General features: G+C 58.0%; 18 protein-coding genes. 5 read left to right on the top strand and 13 right to left on the bottom strand.

The features are described from left to right. Positions 1-10: 10 nt before the first annotated feature. The 7 genes from NN662_RS15980 to NN662_RS15950 all read right to left on the bottom strand — a co-directional run bounded on the left by NN662_RS15980 (position 11) and on the right by NN662_RS15950 (position 7,572). Entirely contained in the window at positions 11-1,204 is a 1,194-nt protein-coding gene (locus NN662_RS15980; RefSeq protein ID WP_261931220.1) for a nitrogen fixation protein FixF, read from the bottom strand. Positions 1,205-1,224: 20 nt separating this feature from the next. Continuing rightward, on the bottom strand, positions 1,225-2,325 hold the full coding sequence (locus NN662_RS15975) for a rhamnan synthesis F family protein (RefSeq protein WP_261931219.1): 1,101 nt from the start codon (positions 2,323-2,325) through the stop codon (positions 1,225-1,227). Between the two features lie 10 nt (positions 2,326-2,335). Continuing rightward, a complete protein-coding gene (rfbA, locus tag NN662_RS15970; protein ID WP_261931218.1) occupies positions 2,336-3,211 on the bottom strand; it encodes a glucose-1-phosphate thymidylyltransferase RfbA in 876 nt (291 codons plus the stop codon). Continuing rightward, positions 3,208-4,098: a dTDP-4-dehydrorhamnose reductase gene (rfbD, locus tag NN662_RS15965; protein ID WP_261931217.1), complete on the bottom strand. Its 891-nt coding sequence runs from the start codon at positions 4,096-4,098 to the stop codon at positions 3,208-3,210. The genes rfbA and rfbD overlap by 4 nt, the downstream gene beginning before the upstream one ends. A 21-nt stretch (positions 4,099-4,119) precedes the next feature. After that, entirely contained in the window at positions 4,120-5,154 is a 1,035-nt protein-coding gene (gene rfbB, locus NN662_RS15960) for a dTDP-glucose 4,6-dehydratase (protein ID WP_261931216.1), read from the bottom strand. 15 nt (positions 5,155-5,169) lie between these two features. Continuing rightward, the gene (gene rfbC / locus NN662_RS15955; protein ID WP_261931215.1) at positions 5,170-5,724 is read right to left on the bottom strand and encodes a dTDP-4-dehydrorhamnose 3,5-epimerase; all 555 of its coding nucleotides are present in this window, start codon (positions 5,722-5,724) and stop codon (positions 5,170-5,172) included. A gap of 84 nt (positions 5,725-5,808) precedes the next feature. Further along, positions 5,809-7,572 (bottom strand): ABC transporter ATP-binding protein, encoded by a 1,764-nt coding sequence (locus tag NN662_RS15950; RefSeq protein ID WP_261931214.1) that lies wholly within the window; start codon positions 7,570-7,572, stop codon positions 5,809-5,811. A gap of 333 nt (positions 7,573-7,905) precedes the next feature. Here NN662_RS15950 and NN662_RS15945 point away from each other — a divergent pair, with 333 nt between their 5' ends. Then, complete coding sequence (locus NN662_RS15945) at positions 7,906-8,802, top strand: LysR family transcriptional regulator (protein ID WP_261931213.1); 897 nt, start codon at positions 7,906-7,908, stop codon at positions 8,800-8,802. Here NN662_RS15945 and NN662_RS15940 read toward each other — a convergent pair. The 5 genes from NN662_RS15940 to cueR all read right to left on the bottom strand — a co-directional run bounded on the left by NN662_RS15940 (position 8,744) and on the right by cueR (position 13,349). Then, on the bottom strand, positions 8,744-9,979 hold the full coding sequence (locus NN662_RS15940; RefSeq protein WP_261931212.1) for an aspartate aminotransferase family protein: 1,236 nt from the start codon (positions 9,977-9,979) through the stop codon (positions 8,744-8,746). The two genes, NN662_RS15945 and NN662_RS15940, sit on opposite strands and share 59 nt — an antisense overlap. Beyond that, complete coding sequence (locus NN662_RS15935) at positions 9,979-11,268, bottom strand: TRAP transporter large permease (RefSeq protein ID WP_261931211.1); 1,290 nt, start codon at positions 11,266-11,268, stop codon at positions 9,979-9,981. The genes NN662_RS15940 and NN662_RS15935 overlap by 1 nt, the downstream gene beginning before the upstream one ends. Next, positions 11,265-11,768 (bottom strand): TRAP transporter small permease, encoded by a 504-nt coding sequence (locus NN662_RS15930; protein ID WP_261931210.1) that lies wholly within the window; start codon positions 11,766-11,768, stop codon positions 11,265-11,267. Before NN662_RS15930 ends, NN662_RS15935 begins: the two co-directional genes overlap by 4 nt. Before the next feature lie 74 nt (positions 11,769-11,842). Then, positions 11,843-12,814 (bottom strand): TRAP transporter substrate-binding protein, encoded by a 972-nt coding sequence (locus NN662_RS15925; protein WP_261931209.1) that lies wholly within the window; start codon positions 12,812-12,814, stop codon positions 11,843-11,845. A gap of 109 nt (positions 12,815-12,923) precedes the next feature. Continuing rightward, entirely contained in the window at positions 12,924-13,349 is a 426-nt protein-coding gene (gene cueR, locus NN662_RS15920; RefSeq protein ID WP_261931208.1) for a Cu(I)-responsive transcriptional regulator, read from the bottom strand. 179 nt (positions 13,350-13,528) lie between these two features. Here cueR and NN662_RS15915 point away from each other — a divergent pair, with 179 nt between their 5' ends. Next, positions 13,529-15,292 carry a sugar phosphorylase gene (locus NN662_RS15915; protein WP_261931207.1) on the top strand — a complete coding sequence of 588 codons (1,764 nt, stop codon included), beginning with the start codon at positions 13,529-13,531 and terminating at the stop codon, positions 15,290-15,292. Positions 15,293-15,316: 24 nt separating this feature from the next. On the opposite strand, the gene NN662_RS15910 is transcribed toward NN662_RS15915, so the two are convergent. Further along, the gene (locus NN662_RS15910; protein WP_261931206.1) at positions 15,317-15,775 is read right to left on the bottom strand and encodes a YbaK/EbsC family protein; all 459 of its coding nucleotides are present in this window, start codon (positions 15,773-15,775) and stop codon (positions 15,317-15,319) included. Positions 15,776-16,381: 606 nt separating this feature from the next. On the opposite strand from NN662_RS15910, the gene NN662_RS15905 reads away from it, so the two are divergent. From NN662_RS15905 to NN662_RS15895, 3 genes are all read left to right on the top strand, one after another. After that, on the top strand, positions 16,382-18,013 hold the full coding sequence (locus NN662_RS15905) for a globin-coupled sensor protein (RefSeq protein ID WP_261931205.1): 1,632 nt from the start codon (positions 16,382-16,384) through the stop codon (positions 18,011-18,013). 61 nt (positions 18,014-18,074) lie between these two features. After that, positions 18,075-18,374, top strand: a complete 300-nt coding sequence (locus NN662_RS15900; protein ID WP_261931204.1) for an STAS domain-containing protein — start codon at positions 18,075-18,077, stop codon at positions 18,372-18,374. Further along, complete coding sequence (locus NN662_RS15895) at positions 18,371-18,736, top strand: response regulator (RefSeq protein WP_261931203.1); 366 nt, start codon at positions 18,371-18,373, stop codon at positions 18,734-18,736. The genes NN662_RS15900 and NN662_RS15895 overlap by 4 nt, the downstream gene beginning before the upstream one ends. Positions 18,737-18,747: the final 11 nt, after the last annotated feature.

The raw sequence follows: 18,747 nt of genomic DNA, 5'->3' as shown, positions 1-18,747 counted from the left end.
GTGCTCGGGCTCAAGGGTGTGGCATCGCAACATCCTGCAATCCGCCAGCGCCGGTCGGCCCGCATCTCGCCAGGATTTCATCGGCGAGATTCGGTGGGAAGCTCAAATAGCCGCCCTTCACGAGATATCTATTCCATAGAAATCCGAGAAACTGCCGGCGCAACCGTTCGTCCGGCAGCCAATCCCTCATCTCCAGTGCCTTGTTCAATTGCTTGCGATCGGGGGTATGGAGCACGAGATCCTGAATATTGTAACAGGCATCGCCTAAGGTAATGACCTGTTTTCCCGATAGCAGTGCTTCAATTCCCACGGTCGAATTCAAGGTCATCACCGACCTCGAATTCATGATCAATTGGCCAGTCGGATTGCCATTTGCAAAAATGATTCGAGGGTGCGATGGGCGCGATCCCACGACCGACAATTTGAAGCTTGGATGCTCCTTGATGACAAACGTGTCGTCCGGAAACGTCTCAGCCTGCTCTATAACCAGATCATAGAACTGATACATGTCCCGGATCCAAGGGGAGTGAACTGTAACCTGCATGTCGGAGGGGACTTGAAAGGGTACAAAAACATAGCCGGGTCGCATGTCTCTGGCGGGGTATTCGCGCTTGGGCCTGCGGACCGCCACAGTGTTTGGCGGCAAGCCGGCGGATGCAAAGTCCGGACCGGACAGGTAGAATTCCTTCGTTCTCGGTACGGAGTTTGCCGCATTTACCCCCTTTGCATCAATCTGAAGCGTATTGGGAAAGAATCCGCTCTCAACGAAAACGCGACGGAATCCGTGGGTAGCCCGCCCGAGAATGCTCTCCGGAAACAGTGATCCATTGAAGATGATCGCAACCAATTGATCCTTGTCCTGATGAGCAAGCCTGTCGGTCAGAACATCCAGAAGCAAAGTGGCCTGCACGCCTTTGATTGCGGCATAGAAGCGCGAAATCAACGGATTACCGAAAAGCGCGGGCAACCGTATCTTTTTCCGCAAAACGTTGCCGGCGACCAGCGAGACGATTTCGTCATTCCTGCGCACAACGGCAGAATATAGAGCTCGGGCTGCGTAGATCGGACCATGACGCTTCACAAGCGCGCTTAGGATGGCGACGATCGACGTATGCACCGTTTCGCAGCGTCCGCATAGCGCCTCGTCGAACCGTTCGATCACACGCGTATCAAGTTTAATGAAGCGGATGTTCTCGCTGTGCATGAAACTGTCCTTCGATGATTTCACGCAGGCGCCTTGCGACGAATCCTGGTGTCATCATCATCCCATTGCAATATCTCCCGGCGTATGACCGGTTCAACTCTATCAAGATAGCCGCCATCTATGATTTCTTTTCGCTGGATGACGTAGTTCAGATCTCTGCTCTTCTTTATGAAGGGTGACGAAAGTTCTCTTATGAATATTAATGGATGGGAATCTATGAAGTAATATATAAATCTACTGCCCAGTATATTTTTTCTTAAGTCGGATTGTTTGAAAGAATCGGTATTTTTAAAAATTGAATTATAGTTTATATTAAGATATGTTAAGTATGACTTATAAAATTCGCAAATTTCACTCAATTCCCAATCGTTTAGGCGGGTAATTGCTTCCTCGATGCTCTTTGAGCTGTGAGTGTAATCTATCGTGAATCCTCTTGCTTTAAGCTTGCCGGTTATTTTTTTCTCGAGTTTTATTATGACGTCCTGCTTTTTGTTCAGGAGCGGCATATTTTTCCACAAGGCGCGGAACTTTTTGCTCGAGACTACGGTGTGATTAAAGCGGTAGAAGTACGATTGCAGATGGTGGTGGGAATTCCGCTTGCTCTTGTCATTGTAGAAGATTCCATACACGTCTGCGTCGGAGGCGCGGGCTCTTTCGAGCACATCGCAGTCTCGAGACAGGGGGAACCAAATGCTATCGTTCAGCACAAAGAGATTTCTGGGCGGCTGAGGTTCGCTCAGGAGGAATAGAATGCCGTCTCGATATCCGCCAAAATCGTACCCGATATTTGGTCTCTCAATAATCTTCCAACAACGACCCCTTAACTCTTCACGGTATTCGGCTTTGAGTTCGTGATTGCACACGAGAAGAATGCCGATTTTCTTCGAATTCAAAAAATCCAATTGGAATAAAAGCGATTTAAGAATATGATTTGGCTGATAAATTAAAACCACAGCCATATCTTCGTGCTTCTCGCCGAAGCCATCGGTTACATGCATGGATGAATGCGATGTCGCATCGTAATGCATACGTCTCAGTAAGCCGAGGACAGGGCCTCCAATATTAAGTAGCTGCCATCCAATTCGCTTTATTTCACGAAGAATTTTGGGGCGGGAGTTCATACTCGCAGCCTCAGACGTAGAGTTCTGTCGTGAGCTTGCGCAAGTAATTTCCGTAATCGCCTTTGCCCGCTCGGTCTGCCATCTGAGCAAACTCTGTTTTGGATATGAAGCCTTTCGAGAGTGCAACTTCCTCGGGGCAGGCGATTTTGAATCCCTGGCGCTTTTCCAAGGTCCGAACGAATTCCGAAGCTTCAAGCAGGCTTTCGGGGGTTCCTGTGTCAAGCCAGGCATATCCTCGCCCCAGCACGGACACTTTCAGCTCGCCACGCTCAAGATAGACGCGATTGACGTCGGTGATTTCATATTCCCCTCTGGTGGAGGGCTTCAGATTGGCCGCGATATCCACGACGCCCGCATCGTAGAAATAGAGCCCTGTTACCGCCCAGCTCGATTTCGGCCTTATCGGCTTTTCCTCGATGCTGCGCACATTCATGTGCCTGTCGAACTCGACCACACCGTACCGTTCGGGATCGTTCACATGATAGGCGAAGACGGTGGCACCACTCTGCCTTTCCGTACCCTCCTTCAACAGCTCCGGCAAACCGTGCCCATAATAGATGTTGTCACCCAGAATGAGACACGACGATGAGCCGGCCACGAAATCGGCTCCGATGATATAGGCCTGTGCCAGGCCTTCGGGTCTCGCCTGAGTTTCATAGGCCAGAGAGATGCCCCATTGCGAGCCGTCTCCCAGGAGTCTTTGAAACAAAGGCAAGTCATGGGGTGTGGAAATGATCAATATTTCCCTTATGCCGGCCAGCATAAGTGTGGTGAGAGGGTAATATACCATCGGTTTATCGTAAATCGGAAGCATCTGCTTCGATACACCTGCAGTCATCGGATGCAGGCGCGAGCCGCTTCCTCCTGCAAGGATGATTCCCTTCATCGATCGTTCCCCGTCAACAACTTCAACACCACCTTGCGAGATGAACGCTTCCAATCCGGCAGGCGAAATCCATATAGGTTCAGAAGTTTGCTGCAATCAAGGCGAGAATTTGAGGGGCGATTTGCTGGTAAATTCAGTTCCCGAGATGTGATCTCGTTAACCTTTGTCGTCCTGCCGGTGATTTCCTCGGCGGTGGAGACTATGTGCGTCGCCAACCCCGCCCAACTGCACTCTCCTGCGCCGGCGACGTGGAATATTCCGCGCAGTCTGGGCGACGGATCGGACCTGAGACGCTCTGCGATCTGAAGGATCGCACCTGCGATGTCGTCAGCTGAAGTCGGGCAGCCAACCTGGTCGGAAACGACCCTCAGTTCGTCCTTTTCCCGACTAACGCGCAGGATCGTTTTCAAGAAGTTCTTGCCGTAAGGCGAATAGATCCACGCTGTTCTGAGTATGGCATGGTTGGGATTTGTATTGGCGACAGCCAACTCGCCTGCAAGCTTCGAGCGCCCATAGACCGAGATCGGGCCAGTGGGATCGCTTTCGTCATAAGGTTGTGGCTTTAGTCCATCAAAAACATAGTCGGTCGACATGTGTATGATGGGTATGTTCAAATTTGCCGTTGCCTCTCCAAGTGCGTGGGCAGCATCTCTGTTTACGGCAAACGCTCGGTCGCTATCTGTCTCGGCTTTATCGACATTGGTATAAGCAGCTAGGGAAATGACGATGTCGGGGGACAGCGCCGCCAACTGCTCCGTCAAATTCGTAGCCTTCTCCAGGTCTATTTCCGGCCGCCCAAGCGCTAAGACTTCAGTGCTCGTCCATGAAGCCGCTGTCTTGAGGGCAGTGGCGACCTGCCCTTCTTTGCCGGTTATGACAATTCGCATCACATCAACAATCGCTGAAGGCTAACGGCTGAGCTGCTGCATGTTGTCACGAAGTGGACGCCACCACCACGCATTCTCCAGATACCAGTTAACAGTCTTTTGGATACCTGTGTCAAAGGTCTCCAACGCTGTCCAACCAAGCTCGTTCCGAATCTTGGTCGCATCGATCGCGTAGCGCGCATCATGGCCAGGGCGGTCTTCGATGAATGTTATTAACTCGGAGAAAGACGAGGTGGATGGACGCATTTGGTCCAAAAGTTCACATATTCGCTGCACCACATCGATGTTGCGAACTTCGTTGTTCCCGCCGATGTTGTACTTTTCGCCGATTGTCCCGCGATTGATGATCAGCCAGAGTGCTCGAACATGATCGTCGACATAGAGCCAGTCACGAACATTCTCACCGGTGCCGTAGACAGGCAGCGGCTTTCTCTCGAGCGCGTTGAGGATGACAAGGGGGATCAATTTTTCCGGAAAATGGAATGGTCCGTAATTGTTGGAACAATTCGACACAATCAAGGGCAAACCATAAGTCCGATTCCATGCCGTGACCAGATGATCGCTGGCGGCTTTCGAGGCGGAGTAGGGGGAGGAGGGGTCATACGCCGTCGTTTCGACAAACTGTCCTTCCGCTCCAAGAGAGCCATACACCTCGTCCGTCGAAACGTGCAGCATTCTAAATGCTTTCCGCTTGTCGCCGCTCAATTTTTCCCAGTACTCCTTGACGACTTCGAGGAGGGTAAAGGTCCCCAGAATGTTGGTGTTTATGAAGTCAGCCGCGCCATAGATCGAGCGGTCGACGTGACTTTCTGCTGCCAGGTGCATCACCAGATCTGGTGAGAAACTCTCAAAAGCCTGCTTCATGGAGGCGCGGTCGCAGATGTCCGCCTTCAAAAAGCGATGGTTCGGCCTGTCCTCTATTGGCTTCAACGATGCGAGGTTGCCGGCATAGGTCAACTTGTCCACCGTGAGCACTTCCACGCCGACACTGCCGACCAAATAGCGTACCAGAGCGGAGCCAATAAAGCCCGCGCCGCCCGTTACCAAAACTCGCATTCGGTTACCTCGAAATCAATCTGCAAAGGGTGATGGAAGCTCTCTTAGCGGTGGCTGCTTTCTGTCCTTGTCAGATAGAAAATAACGCTCCAGCGTCGGCCACGTTATGCCAATTGCTGGGTCGTCCCACTTCACACCCCTATCGTGAGCCGAACTGTAGGGAGCTGTGACCTTGTAATTGATGATTGTGTCCGGCTGCAATGTCATGAACCCGTGGGCGAAGCCAGGCGGTATCCAGATTTGCTCCCCGGTTTCCGACGAAAGCTCGGTGGATACCCATTGTCCAAAGGTGTCGGAATCCGTTCTCAGATCCACGGCCACATCGTAGATCGAGCCACGCGAGCAGCGGATCAATTTGCCCTGCGAGTAAGGGGCGACCTGAAAATGAAGCCCACGGACTGTCCCTGCGCGGATGGAAAGCGATTCATTGTCTTGAACGAAATTCACGTTTGCGACGGTGCGTTGGAACCAATCAAGCTTGAACATCTCGCTAAAGTAGCCGCGTTCGTCGGACAGGATGTCCGGTATGATCCGCTTCACGTCCTGTATGGCAAGAGGTTCACATTCCACGATTTCTCTCCGAAGGCTCCCGATATTTCGTTGATACTGTAATGGTTCGATTCATCCTGCTTTTTCGAAATTTGCCGAATTTTGCTATTCCGTGCCTCGGAGCAATTGAAGCTCATATAATTGCCGATAGGGGCCGTCATTCCTGAGGAGCGTATCTGGAGGTCCCTGCTCTGCTATCGAGCCTTTCTCAATGAAGACAATGTAATCCGCGGCTGTAATCGAAGAAAGCCGATGTGCGATCATGATTGTGGTTCGATCTTTGGTGAGTTTCAGCAATGCCTCACGAATTTGAACCTCTGACTTGGAATCCAGGGAACTGGTCGCCTCATCGAGGATCAGAATCTCGGCATTTCTGAGAATGGCTCTTGCAATGGCAATTCGCTGCCTTTGGCCTCCGGAAAGATTCCCGCCATTTTCGTCCACATCGCTTTCGTAGCCATTCGGCAGATTGACGATGAATTCGTGAGCATTGGCTGCCTTTGCGGCGGCCACAATGTCGTCATCAGTCACATCTTCGTCCCCAAGGGCAATGTTATGCCTTATGGTGCCGCTGAAAAGAAATGTGTCCTGTCCCACATAGGCCATCCGCCGTCGAAGTGATGCCAAGGTGACAGTCTTTATGTCGTGTCCATCAATGGTCACGCTACCTGCGTCAGCGTCATACATTCGCATGATCAGGTTGATGATCGTGGACTTTCCACCTCCGGATGGCCCGACCAAGGCTGTCGCCTTGCCGGCAGGGAATGTCAAATTGAAATTCTTGAAGAGTGGGGGCGCACCCTTGTAGCCGAAGGTCAAGGCATTAAAGCTGATCTCGCCCGGGCCGACTGGCAAATCTACGGCCTGTGGATCGTCCTTGATGTCAATTGGGTGATCCGCCAGTTCAAACATCATTCGGACACCGATCAATCCGGCCTCCAGCGATATCCGCATGCGCGCGAGCCGCTTCGCCGGCTCGTATGCGAGCAACAAAGCGGTGACGAATGACATCAACTCGCCGGGCGTGTTGCCTTCCTGGAGAACCCAAATCCCGCTGAGGGCAAAAATGGCGGCGATCGCCAGCCCTGACAATGTCTCCATGATTGGACTTGATGCAGCCTCGAGGCGAGCAATGCTGTTTGCCCTCATTTCGACATCGCCGACGTATTTTTCCATGCGTCGCCGCATGTGTTCCTCAAGCCCGAAGGCCTTTATCACCTTTATGCCGGTCGATGTTTCTTGAACGCTGCGAATGATCATGGCGATGGATGCAAGCTCCTGCTCCATGATCTTCCGAACTTTCTTCGTCAGTATTCTGACGCCAAATATCGCTCCCGGGCCGATAATCAATGAGGCGAGGGATAGGATTGGCTGTTGAATTACCATAACGCAGATCAGGCCAATAAGAGAAAATAGATCTCTCACAAGGGAGGTGGCGATCAATTCAATTACGGCTCGGGCTGACTGTGCGTTGTTGGTTATACGCATCAGCAGCTCGGAAGAAGGGAACTTGGAATAAAAGGCTGCGCCCTGCTTCAGTATGTGCTCATACAGATTCTTCTGCGTTTCTGCGATGATATTGTTTCCAGCCTTGCTCAAGAATATCGACTGGACATAAGACGCGACGCCCTTAACAATGAAAATTATGGCGACGACGGCGGAGATTTCAAAGACGCGCTGAAGATCCTTGGAGACGACGGTCTCATTGACAATGTCCTTCATAATCCAAGCGCTGGCCGACGTCATAGCCGCGACCACAACCATCGCGGACATCGATATTGCGTACCAAGGCGCCTGGGCGCGGAAGTTCTCAGAAATCAACCTTACTAGAAGGCCTTTATTGGCTCTAGACAGGAATTTTTCTAACATTCAAACCAGTCTCTCGTCACATGTTTGGGTTCTGCGATCGCGTGCCGGGGCGGCGATTTGAAGAAATTTCTAGCGATAACAATTCGGCCCCTTTTGGACGCCAGCGTTTGGAATTGCAACAAACGATTGTTACCTCAAACATATGATCCCCGCTGCTGCCATGGACGCCGTTTGCCAGATAAACAAAGCCATGGCAGGTCTGGATGCAGATAACCTCCCGATCGCATACATATTCGCCCGCCAAGTGCTGCGGGAGGATTGCGCCGGGGGATTGCGTTGGTTTCCGGCAAATCGCATAGTGCCGCCTTCAATCCAAAGCCTGACGAGTACCGCGTGCATCACTTCGATCTCGACACACTTGCAACCTTCCTGGCGATCGTCGACACGGGCAGCTTCACCATGGCCGGCGAGCGTGTCGGCAAGAGCCAGGCGGCGGTTTCGACCTCCATTGCCAGGCTCGAGGAGCGGCTGGGCGTGCGCCTGTTGAACCGCACCGCGAGAACCGTCTCTTTGACGCCCGAGGGCGATCGGCTCTGCAGCCGGGCGAGGGAGCTGCTGGCGCTGGAGCAGCAGGTGCTGGAGGAACTCGGCAGCCTCGGCGACCGCAAGCATGTGCGGCTCGGCATGCCGGATGACTATATCGGCCTTTTCGGCGCCTGCGTCATGGAGAAGTTCTCAACGCGGTTCCGCGACATCTCCGTGGAAGTCGTCTGCGAGTTTTCCCATGACCTGGAGCCACTGGTTGCAAGGGGCGACATCGATCTGGCGATCGTCACGCGCCGCGACGGCGATACCCACGGCGAACTGCTGAAACGCGAAAAGCAGATCTGGTGTGCCTCCGTCAATGCGCAGCCGGAAAAGGCGGACGAGCTTCCGCTGGCCCTGTTTCCGGAAAACTGCCGGGCACGCCCGCACATCCTGCGGGTGCTGCAGGAGGTCAACAGGCCGTGGCGCATCGTCTGGGTGTCGTCGCACATGCAGTCGATCCAGTCTGCCGTCATGATGGGGTTCGGCGTCACGGCGCTGCCCCAGTCGGCATTGACCTTCGAACATCGCGTCCTGTCGGAAGCTGATGGCCTGCCGCCGCTGCCGGAACTCGAGCTGGCGCTGATCATGGCGCCCGGGGTCAGCCTCGCCGGGCGCAAGCTGGCATCCTTCCTGCGATCGGAATTCAGCCCTCTTGAAGCGCTGTCGCCGCCAGCCGGATTGCGCCTTCCATCTGCTCGATGACGGCGTCGTCATGGGCGAAGCTCAGATAGAGCCGACCATACCCTTGCGGCATGGTCATCACCCCTTGTTCCCTCAAGGCATAATGCAGCGCAAGCGACTTGTCCGGGCGGATGGTGGCCGCAGCCGCCTCGTAGGAGCGGGGGGCTTCTCCTGCGAACCAGGGCGTGAAGACCATGCCGAGACCTGAGGTCGAGATCTGCTGCGATTGGGCCGCAAAGGTGCTGGCGAGTCTGGCGCGCAACCGTTCGCCCCGGGCCGCGAGTGCCTCGTAGTCTGCCTTTGCCAGCTGCTCCAGCGTCGCCACCACGGCGGCGGTTGCCACCGGGTTGCCGCTATAGGTGCCGGCGCGCACCGCCCGGCCGTCGGCTGCGGCCGCCATGACTTCGGGCTGGCCGAGGACGGCGGCGACGGCAAAGCCGTTGCCGATCGCCTTGCCCACGGTCGCCATGTCCGGGTTCAGTTTCATGCCGTGACTGGCGAGTCCGAAGCGCGACCGGAACCCCATCAGCACCTCGTCGGCGATCAAGAGTGCGCCATGCCGGCGTGCGGTCGCCTGCAGCATTTCCAGATAGCCGGGTTCCGCCACCACGCAGCCGGCATTGGCGAGGAGGGGCTCAAAGATGACGGCGGCGATGTCGTCGTTTTCCTGAAACAGTCTCTCCACATCCGCCATATCGTTGTAACGCAGCAGCGTGACGCCGTTGCGCACCGGCCTCGGTCCGTTGCCAAGCAGGGCTTCGGCAGAGCCGGCATTGCCGAGCGCGACCGGGTCGAACCAACCGTCGAAACCGGCGGCGATCTTGGCAATCGTCCCGCGGCCGGTCACGGCACGCGCGATGCGGCAGGCCATGTGCACCGCTTCGCTGCCGGAATTGGTGAACATGGCGGAGGTGAGAGGACCGCAGGCTGCCGTCAATGCGTCGGCTGCCTCTTCCTCGGCGCGATGGGCGAATGCCGGCATCGATCCGCGCTCGATGGCGGCGCAGACCGCGGCATTGACCACGGGATCGGCATGGCCGAGCAGGATCGCGCCGAAGCCCAGCGCGGTATCGATATAGCGCCTGCCGTCATCGCCGACGAGGTAGGGGCCGAAGGCGTGATCGACCCGGAACGCCCGGTCGTTCAGCGCCGGAAGAGCCCGCCCGGCGCTTGAAATGCCACCAACAAGATGCTGCATCAGGAATTCCCAAAAATGCCCGGCAGCCATTCGCTGAGACCGGGGAATGCGACCAGAAGAACGATGACAACGAGGCTCGCGATCCAGAACGGCACGAGCTGCCGGGTAACGGCGCCGATGCTCACGCGGCCGACATTGCACACGACGAAAAGGTTGGTGCCGACCGGCGGGGTGTAAAGGCCGACGCCGAGTGCGACGGTAAACAGCACGCCGATCTGCAGCGGCTGCAGGCCGGCCTTGGCAAGCAGCGGCGCGAGGATGGGCGCGAGGATCACGATGGCCGGCCCGAGATCCAGCCATGTGCCGACGAACAGCAGCACGGCGAGGACAAGCGCAATCGTGCCGACCGGTCCGGCGCCGGTATGCTGGATGAAGTCGGTGGCCATCTGCGGGATCTGCTCGACGGTCAGGATCCAGGCGAAAGGTGTGGCGACGGCCACGATCAGCATCACCGAGCCGGTACCGGACACCGTCTCGACCAGCGCCGATCCGATCTCCTTCCATGTCAGTTCGCGATAGATGAACCCGCCGACGACCAGAGCATAGACGACCGAGAGAGCCGCCGCTTCCGTAGCCGTCGCCAGTCCGGACAGGATGGTGCCGAGGATGAAGATCGGCATGGCCAGCGCCGGCAGAGCTTTGACGAGGTCAGTGAGGAAGGCCCGCATCGACAGTTGCGACTTGTGGCCGCCATAGCCGGCGCGCTTGGCGACGATCCAGGAGGTTACCATGAAAGCGACTGCGATCAGCGTTCCCGGCACCACGCCGGCGAGGAAAAGTCCTCCGATCGAGGTGTTGGTCAGCACGCCGTAGAGAATGAAGATCACGCTCGGCGGGACGATGATGCCGAGCGTTCCCGACGCTGCGGTGATGGCCGCCGCATAGCTGCGGGGATAGCCCTGGCTTTCCATCGCCGGGATCATCAGCTTGGCCACCGCGCTGGTATCGGCGGTCGCCGAGCCGCTGATGCCGCCATAGACGAAGGCCGTGACGACGTTGACGAAGCCGAGCCCGCCGGTGAAACGTCCGAAGACGAAGTCAGCGAGATTGATCAGCCGTCGGGTCAGGCCGCCGCGGTTCATCAGTTCGCCGGAAAACAGGAATAGCGGGATCGCCGCCAGATAGATCGAGTCCGCGCCGCGTACGATCTGCTGCGCCAACCATGCAGGCGGCATCGAAACGTCGCCAAAGGTCAGGGCTGCGATCGTCGAGACACCCATCGCCCAGAGGATCGGCAAGCCACCCAGGAGGCAGAAGAGGAAGGTAGCAAACAGGATGAGAATGGTCATTGCGCCGCCTTGCCTCCCAGGCCCTGGAGGATGCGGAGGAAGGTGATCAGTGCGATGCCGCCGGCAAAGGCGATGAAGGGCAGGATCTGCACGAGGCGCGGCAATCGCAGAAGAGGCGTCGGCGCCATCCCGGATCGGGCCGCAAAGCCGATGCCGCTTCGCGTCAGCTCGATGGCGAGCCAGAGTGTCAACAGCGAGCAGATGAAGGCGGGGATGCGACCCCATCGGCTGTCGAGCTTGTCGACGAGAAAGGTGAAGGCGACATTCTCACGCCGCAGTTCGGCGACGATGACGCCGAAGAAACTGGTCCAGAGGAACAGGATGCCGGTGACTTCGAACGTCCACTCGACACCGCGCAGCCCCAGATAGCGGGCGGCAACACCCAGGAGCGTCGTGATCGTCATGCCGACGAAGGCGGAAACGGCGATGCCGGTGGTCAGCCAGCCGAACCAGCGCAGCAGCGTCGGGTCGTGAGGATGGGGGAGGGATGTGTCGTTCATGAACCGCTCGGATCGAAGAGCGTTCGCAGGGCGGCTGCCCCGCGAACGCATGCGCCTTGGGAGGCTTTGAAGGCTTAGTTGCCGGCAGCCGCGCTGCGAACCTTGGCAACCAGATCGTCGCCCCATTCCTTACCGAACTGGGCATAGACGGGACCGACCATGTCGCGGAACGGCGCCTGGTCGACGGTGTTGAAGGTCACGCCGTTTCCTTCGAGGGTCTTCTGGACCTCTGTGTAGGTGTCCGCCAGCTTGCCGCGATACCAGGCGGTCGTCTCGACAACGGCTTCATCGACGGCAGCCTTGTCCTTGTCGGACAGGCCTTCGTAACGGTCGTTGTTCATGAACCAGTAATTGGGCGTCCAGACATAGTTCGACAGCGACATGTACTTCGTCGTCTCATACCATTTCTGGTCGGCGAAATCGCGCATTTCCGGCTCGGTGCCGTCGACGACGCCCGACTGCAGGGCGGTGTAGACTTCGCCGAACGGGATGGACTGCGGCAGGGCGCCGAGCGCGTTCATCGTGGCCAGCAGCACGGGGTTGCCGGGCACGCGGATCTTGACGCCCTTCAAGTCCGCAGGCGTGTTGACCGGACCCTTGGTCAGCGCGAACTGGCGAAAACCGGAGTCGAGTGCGCCGAGCATGTGGAAGCCGTTGTCCGCGCCGGTGCTGAAGACTTCCTTGCCGACCGGTCCGTCGAGGAAGGCGTGTACGGCATCGAGATCCTTGAAGAGGAACGGCAGGGTGATGACATTGAGCTTCGGGTCGATGGGATCGACGACGCCGCCGAGACCGATATCGATCGAGCCGTTGCCGACGCCGTCGGCAATCGCGGCCTCATCGCCGAGCTGGCCGTCGGGGAAGACCTGGACTTCGATGTCGCCGCCGGACTTCTCCGCGACAGTTTTGGCGAAGAGAAGGCTCGCTTCCTGGATCAGGCTGTTGGACGAGGATTCATGCGCGAGACGCAGGGTTTCCGCATGGGCTGCGGTCGAAAGCAGCAGTGCGGCGATGGTGACGGAGAGATAGTTCAATCTTGATTTCATGGTTTCCCCTCGTTGTTCTTGGATGTGGAACTGATGATCCAATGACTACGAAAAGAGCGTCCCGCGCCAACGCAAAAAAGTTATGCATCCATCCGCCCCGCTTATGCCGTCAGTGAGCCGATGGATGTGATCCCTTCGATACCGGCTTGATCTCCGCCAGGTCGTTCAGGATGGGGCAGTCGGGACGGTTGTCGCCGGAGCAGCAATGGGCGAGGTGCTTCAGCGTTCCGACCATGTCCTGCAGTTCGGCGATCCGGCTTTCCAGCGCGTCGATGTGGGTCTGGGCCACGCGTTTGACTTCGCGGCTTTCACGCGTCTTGTCGCGCCATAGGCCGAGGAGCGTCGCCGTCTCCTCAAGCGAGAAGCCGAGGTTGCGGGCACGCTTGATGAAGCGCAGCGTGTGCACGTCATCGTCACCATAGACCCGATAGTTGTTCTCCGTCCGGTGTGCCGGGCGGATCAGGCCGACGGTCTCGTAGTAGCGGATCATCTTTGCCGATACGCCTGAAGCGCCGGCGGCGTCGCCGATATTCATCCTCTTCTCCCGGATTGTCGCGTCGGTATCATCTGATGCTGTGCATCATAGACCTTCCCATCGTGGCAAGGTCAAGCATGCTGCCATTTGGGCCGCGATCGTCGGTTTGCGGTTGCCAAACGCGGTCATCATGTTAACTTTTTGCGATGCAGCAAGAAACGCCTCCGCCAGATGCCGCCATGCCCGCTTCCGAAAGGACGGCTCCCCGGCGCCTCCGGGAGGGAATTCGGGTTCTTGCCAGCTCCATCTATCCCGATCTCGATGCCGACCTGCTGACCGACCAGATCGTCTCGGCCTTCTGGGGCACGGAACACAGTCCGCGCAAGCGGGGGCGTATGCTCCAGAACAATACGGTCTGGAACGAGCGTGACGCCTATGTCATCACCTACGGCAACAGCCTCGTCGATGGCGAGCACAAGCCGCTCGACCTGCTCTACGACTTTCTGCGCCGCTATCTGAAGGGCACGGTGAATGCGGTGCATATCCTGCCGTTCTTTCCCTATACCTCGGACGACGGCTTCGCGATCACCGATTACAGCGCGGTCAACAGCATTCTCGGCGACTGGGAGGATATCGAGCGCATTGCCGGCGAGTTCCGGCTGATGTCGGACCTGGTGCTGAACCATTGCTCCAGCCAGTCGCACTGGTTCAACGAGTACCGGCAGGGACATGCGCCCTACGACCGCTTCTTCTTCGAGGCCTCTCCGGAGGATGATCTTTCCGAGGTCGTGCGCCCGCGCGCCCATCCCTTGCTGCGCGAGGTCGAGACGGCGAACGGCATCCGCCATGTCTGGTGCACCTTCAGCCACGACCAGGTGGATTTCGACTTTTCCAATCCGGAGGTTCTGCTCGAATTCCTGCGCATCATGCGCATGCACATCGACAAGGGCGTACGCACGATCCGTCTCGATGCGGTGGCCTTCGTGTGGAAGGAAGTCGGCACGAGCTGCATCCATCTACGCCAGACCCACGAAATCGTCCGCTTGATGCGGCTGCTTGCCGATTTTGCCGAGGAACAGCTGGTCCTGATCACCGAGACCAATGTCCCCAATGTCGAGAACCTGAGCTATTTCGGCAATCGCAACGAGGCGCATGCGATCTACAATTTCTCGCTGCCGCCGCTGATCCTGCATGGATTGCTCAACGGCACGTCACGGTCGCTGAACGCCTGGCAGATGGCGATGCCGCCGGCGCAGCTCGGCTGCGCCTATTTCAATTTCACCGCCTCGCATGACGGCATCGGCCTGCGCCCGGCCGAAGGTCTGGTCCCGGACGAGGAGATCGCGGGGATGATCGAGACCGTCAAGGGTTTCGGCGGTCTCGTCAGCATGCGCAAGTTGCCGGATGGCGGCGTCAAGGCCTACGAGCTGAACGTCTCGCTCTATGATGCGCTGAAGGGCACGGTGAAGGGCGAGGACGAGTGGAACAGGGAGCGCTTCCTCTGCAGCCAGGCGATCACCATGGCGCTCGAAGGCATTCCCGCCTTCTACATCCACTCGCTCTTGGCAACGCCGAACGACTACGAGGGCGTCGAGAAATCCGACCACAACCGGGCGATCAACCGCCATCGCTGGCATTATCCGGATCTGCGTGACGCGCTCGCGGACGAGGGGAGCCGGCATGCGCAGGTGTTTGCGGAGATGAAGCGCATGCTTTCGATCCGCATCCGCCAGCCGGCCTTTCACCCGAATGCGACGCAGTTCACCCTGCATCTCGGCGAAAAGCTGTTCGGCTTTTGGCGTCAGAGCATGGACCGGTCGCAGAGCATTTTTGCCGTCAACAACATGACCGACGAAGAGGTCATAATACCGGCCATGTCGCTGAACCTGATCGGCGGCGCCAATTGGCAGGATCTGCTGTCCGGCGAAACGATCCGCGCGCAGGGCGGCGATATTGTCTTCGCGCCCTATCAATGCCGATGGATCACCAATCGCAGCGGGTAGGGGAGGCCGGGGCCTGCTGCTAGCCTATTTGCAGACGTCGATCCATTCCGCCCCTGTCAGATCCGCCATGCGGTTCGGCTCGATCTTGACGGCGGCATTGATCGCCCCGGCGGCCGGCACGACAATGTCGTAGGCCTTGAGCGACAGGTCGCAATAGACCTTCATCTGGTGCGGCAGACCGAACGGGCAGACGCCGCCGACCGGATGACCGGTTTCCGCCTCGACGTCCGAAAGATCCAGCATGCGCGGTTTGGTGCCGAACATCGCCTTGAATTTCTGGTTGTCGAGACGGGCGTCGCCCTTGGCGACGAGAAGGATCGTTCCGCCGTCCAGCTTCAGCGCCAGCGTCTTGGCGATCTGCCCGGGCTCGACGCTGTGTCCCTGAGCGGCAAGTTCGACGGTCGCCGTGCTTTGCTCCAGTTCGATGACGGAAATATCGGGGGCGTTTTCGGCAAAGAATGCTTTGACGGAAGTAAGGCTCATCTTGAAATACCTGCCATGTGAAATGTCGCGCGGACATTCCCAAGCAGGGCCGCCGATGTCAATTGCCCGACATCCGGCGGCAGACGTGCAGGCGGATCAGAAAATGTGAAAGCCGGGCAGCTCGCGCTTGCGCTCGATGCTGATCAGAAGCGTCATCGCGCCAAGCGTAGCCGCCGAGAGAATGAATGCTGCGATACCAAGAACAACCACCGTTACAACCCCCGATACTGTCTAACTGACATGCCCTTCTTGTCTGGATACAGCGATAAGCTTGCTTCTGGCTGTCGGTGCCTCCCTGCTGGAAAGTGACGAAGTGGTTAAATCTGACTAGTTCGGCAGAGGGCACCAAAAATTAACCTTCAAGCAAGGAATTAACCATAATGATTAGCTTGTACGTCGGGATGGGATATCTGCTGCCGAAATTCCCATAAGGCATGACGCCGCACCGTCGGAACCGGATCTGGGCCGGTATGTAAATCAAGCCAATATTTTGCGAGCATTTTGCGTGGTCGGAGACCGTTCCCCTCTGGAGCGTCCCCTCGACCGCCGGATTCCGGGATTTGGTTTATTCGGCCGACCGGCCATGGGCGATTGCGGGGACTGGACTTGAACAACAAGCCGACGACAGAACAGGCGAGCGGAGCGAGGGCTGGAAGCCTGCGCGAGCGCCTGCGTTTTGCCGGCTTGGGCGCCGATGAATGTGATCTCCTGCGCCGTCACCGTCCCCAGATGCAGGCGAGCGTCAACGCCGGCCTGCGCGATCTTTTCCACCGTTTCCAGTCGATTCCTGAAGCCTCCGCGAATTTTTCGAGCGAGCGTCAGGTCGAACGGCTGCACGACCTGCAGGCGTCTCATTGGGACGTTCTGACGGACGCCCGCTTCGACAGCCTCTACGCCGAGCGCGTGAAGGTGCTTTCGGATGCGGAATCGAAGATGGGGCTGGATCCGCGCTGGCACGTCGCCGGCCACGCGGTCGTCCTCGAACACCTGCTGTCTGCAATCATTGGCGAAGCCTCCGGCCGCTCGCTGCTCTCCTCGGGCAAGAAGCGCGCGCAGGAAATGTCAGAGCTGGCCGCCGCAATCATTCGTCTCGTTCTGGTCGATGTCGAGATCGCTGTCTCCCTGCGGTTCAACGCCCTGCGTGTCGAACACAAGCAGCAGCTCGCCGCACAGCGCAAGTCAGAGCAGGCGCAGGTCGAAGAGGTTTTCGGCTCCGTTCTGGCGGCACTGTCCCAAAATGACCTGACCGCCCGCGCCGATGTCGAAGACGCCGGCAACTATGCGCACCTCGCCTCGCAGCTGAACACGGCGATGGAAGCCCTGCAGGACAATTTCCTCCGCTTTTCCGGCGCGCTTGAGAAGACCGAGCAGCAGACCGGTTCGATCGCCACCGATGCCCGTGTCTTCGCCGCAAGGGCGCTCGACCAGTGTCAGTCTCTCGAAGGGTCGGTGCAGGCGCTTGGCGACCTGACGGCCGATGTCCGCCGCAACGCCGAGATGACCCGCGGCGCGGAAGAGGCCGTTGCGAAGACGCGGCAATCGGCGGAAACCAGTGGTCAGATCGTCGGCCAGGCGATTTCGGCCATGTCGGGCATCGAAAGTTCAGCAGACGAGATCGGCAAGATCATCGGCGTCATCGACGACATCGCCTTCCAGACCAATCTTCTGGCGCTCAATGCCGGCATCGAGGCAGCCCGCGCCGGCGAAACGGGCCGTGGCTTTGCGGTCGTCGCCCAGGAGGTTCGCGGCCTCGCACAGCGCTCGGCCGAGGCCGCGCGCGAGATCAAGGCGCTCGTCACCAATACCAAGGCCCAGGTCGACGAAGGCGTCGAAATGGTCGCCCGCACGCAGACCGCCATCGGCGAGATCGTCACCCAGGTCAACGGCATCAGCGATTCCATCGCCGGCATCGCCCGCGACACCGGCAGCCATGCAAGCGAATTGAAGCGCCTGTCGGACGAGCTGAGTTCCGCGCGTTCCGCCATCGCCCGCAATACCGAAGCTGCGGCCCGCTCCGGGCAGGGCGCCGAAGATCTGCACACCGTCATCGTCGAGCTCGGCGCGACGGTCAGGGAATTCCGCTACCAGCGGCAGTTCGCTGCGCCCCGGCCGACCGCACGCGTGGACATCGCGCCCGCCCGCGTCACCGAGGAAGCGCAGGACACGCTGGACAGGGAACTGGATTGGGAGGTCGCCGCGATGCCGGCGATCGCCATTGCCGGCGCTGCCGGAGGTTGAAGCACGCCGTCGCCGGCGAGCGTCGGGAACATGAATGCGGTCTGGAACAAGGAAGGTTCTGATGACGAAGAAAAAGAGTGAGACTGCGGAGCTGAAGCTGTCTGCCGTGCTCGACCTCAACGAAGCTTCCACCCTGCACGGGAAGCTCATGGAACTGCGTGGCAAGGACCTCGCTCTCGACGCATCTGGCGTCGAGCGGGTCGGTGCCCAGTGCGTCCAGGTGCTGATCGCCGGTTCCAGGGCCTGGGAAGAAGACAAGAAGGCCTTCGTGTTCAACAAGGTCTCGGACGTATTTTCAAAGACGCTGCAGCTCATCGGCGTCAACATTGATCACCTGCTGGCTAAGGAGATTCAGCAATGAAGAAGAGAGTGCTTACCGTGGATGATTCACGGACCATTCGTAATATGCTCCTCGTGACGTTGAACAACGCCGGATTCGAAACGATCCAGGCCGAAGACGGCGTCGAGGGACTGGAAGTCCTCGAAAATGCATGCCCCGATGTCATCGTCACCGACATCAACATGCCGCGTCTCGATGGCTTCGGCTTCATCGAGGGCGTTCGCAAGAACGACAAGTACCGCGCCATTCCGATCCTGGTCCTGACCACCGAAAGCGACGCCGAGAAGAAGAACCGCGCCCGCCAGGCTGGTGCGACCGGCTGGATCGTGAAGCCTTTCGATCCGACCAAACTGATCGATGCGATTGAGCGTGTAACCGCCTAACGGGATACTTC

Source organism: Rhizobium sp. NRK18 (genome assembly GCF_024385575.1).
Lineage (GTDB): Bacteria > Pseudomonadota > Alphaproteobacteria > Rhizobiales > Rhizobiaceae > JANFMV01.
This window is presented reverse-complemented; position numbering and strand designations above follow the sequence as displayed.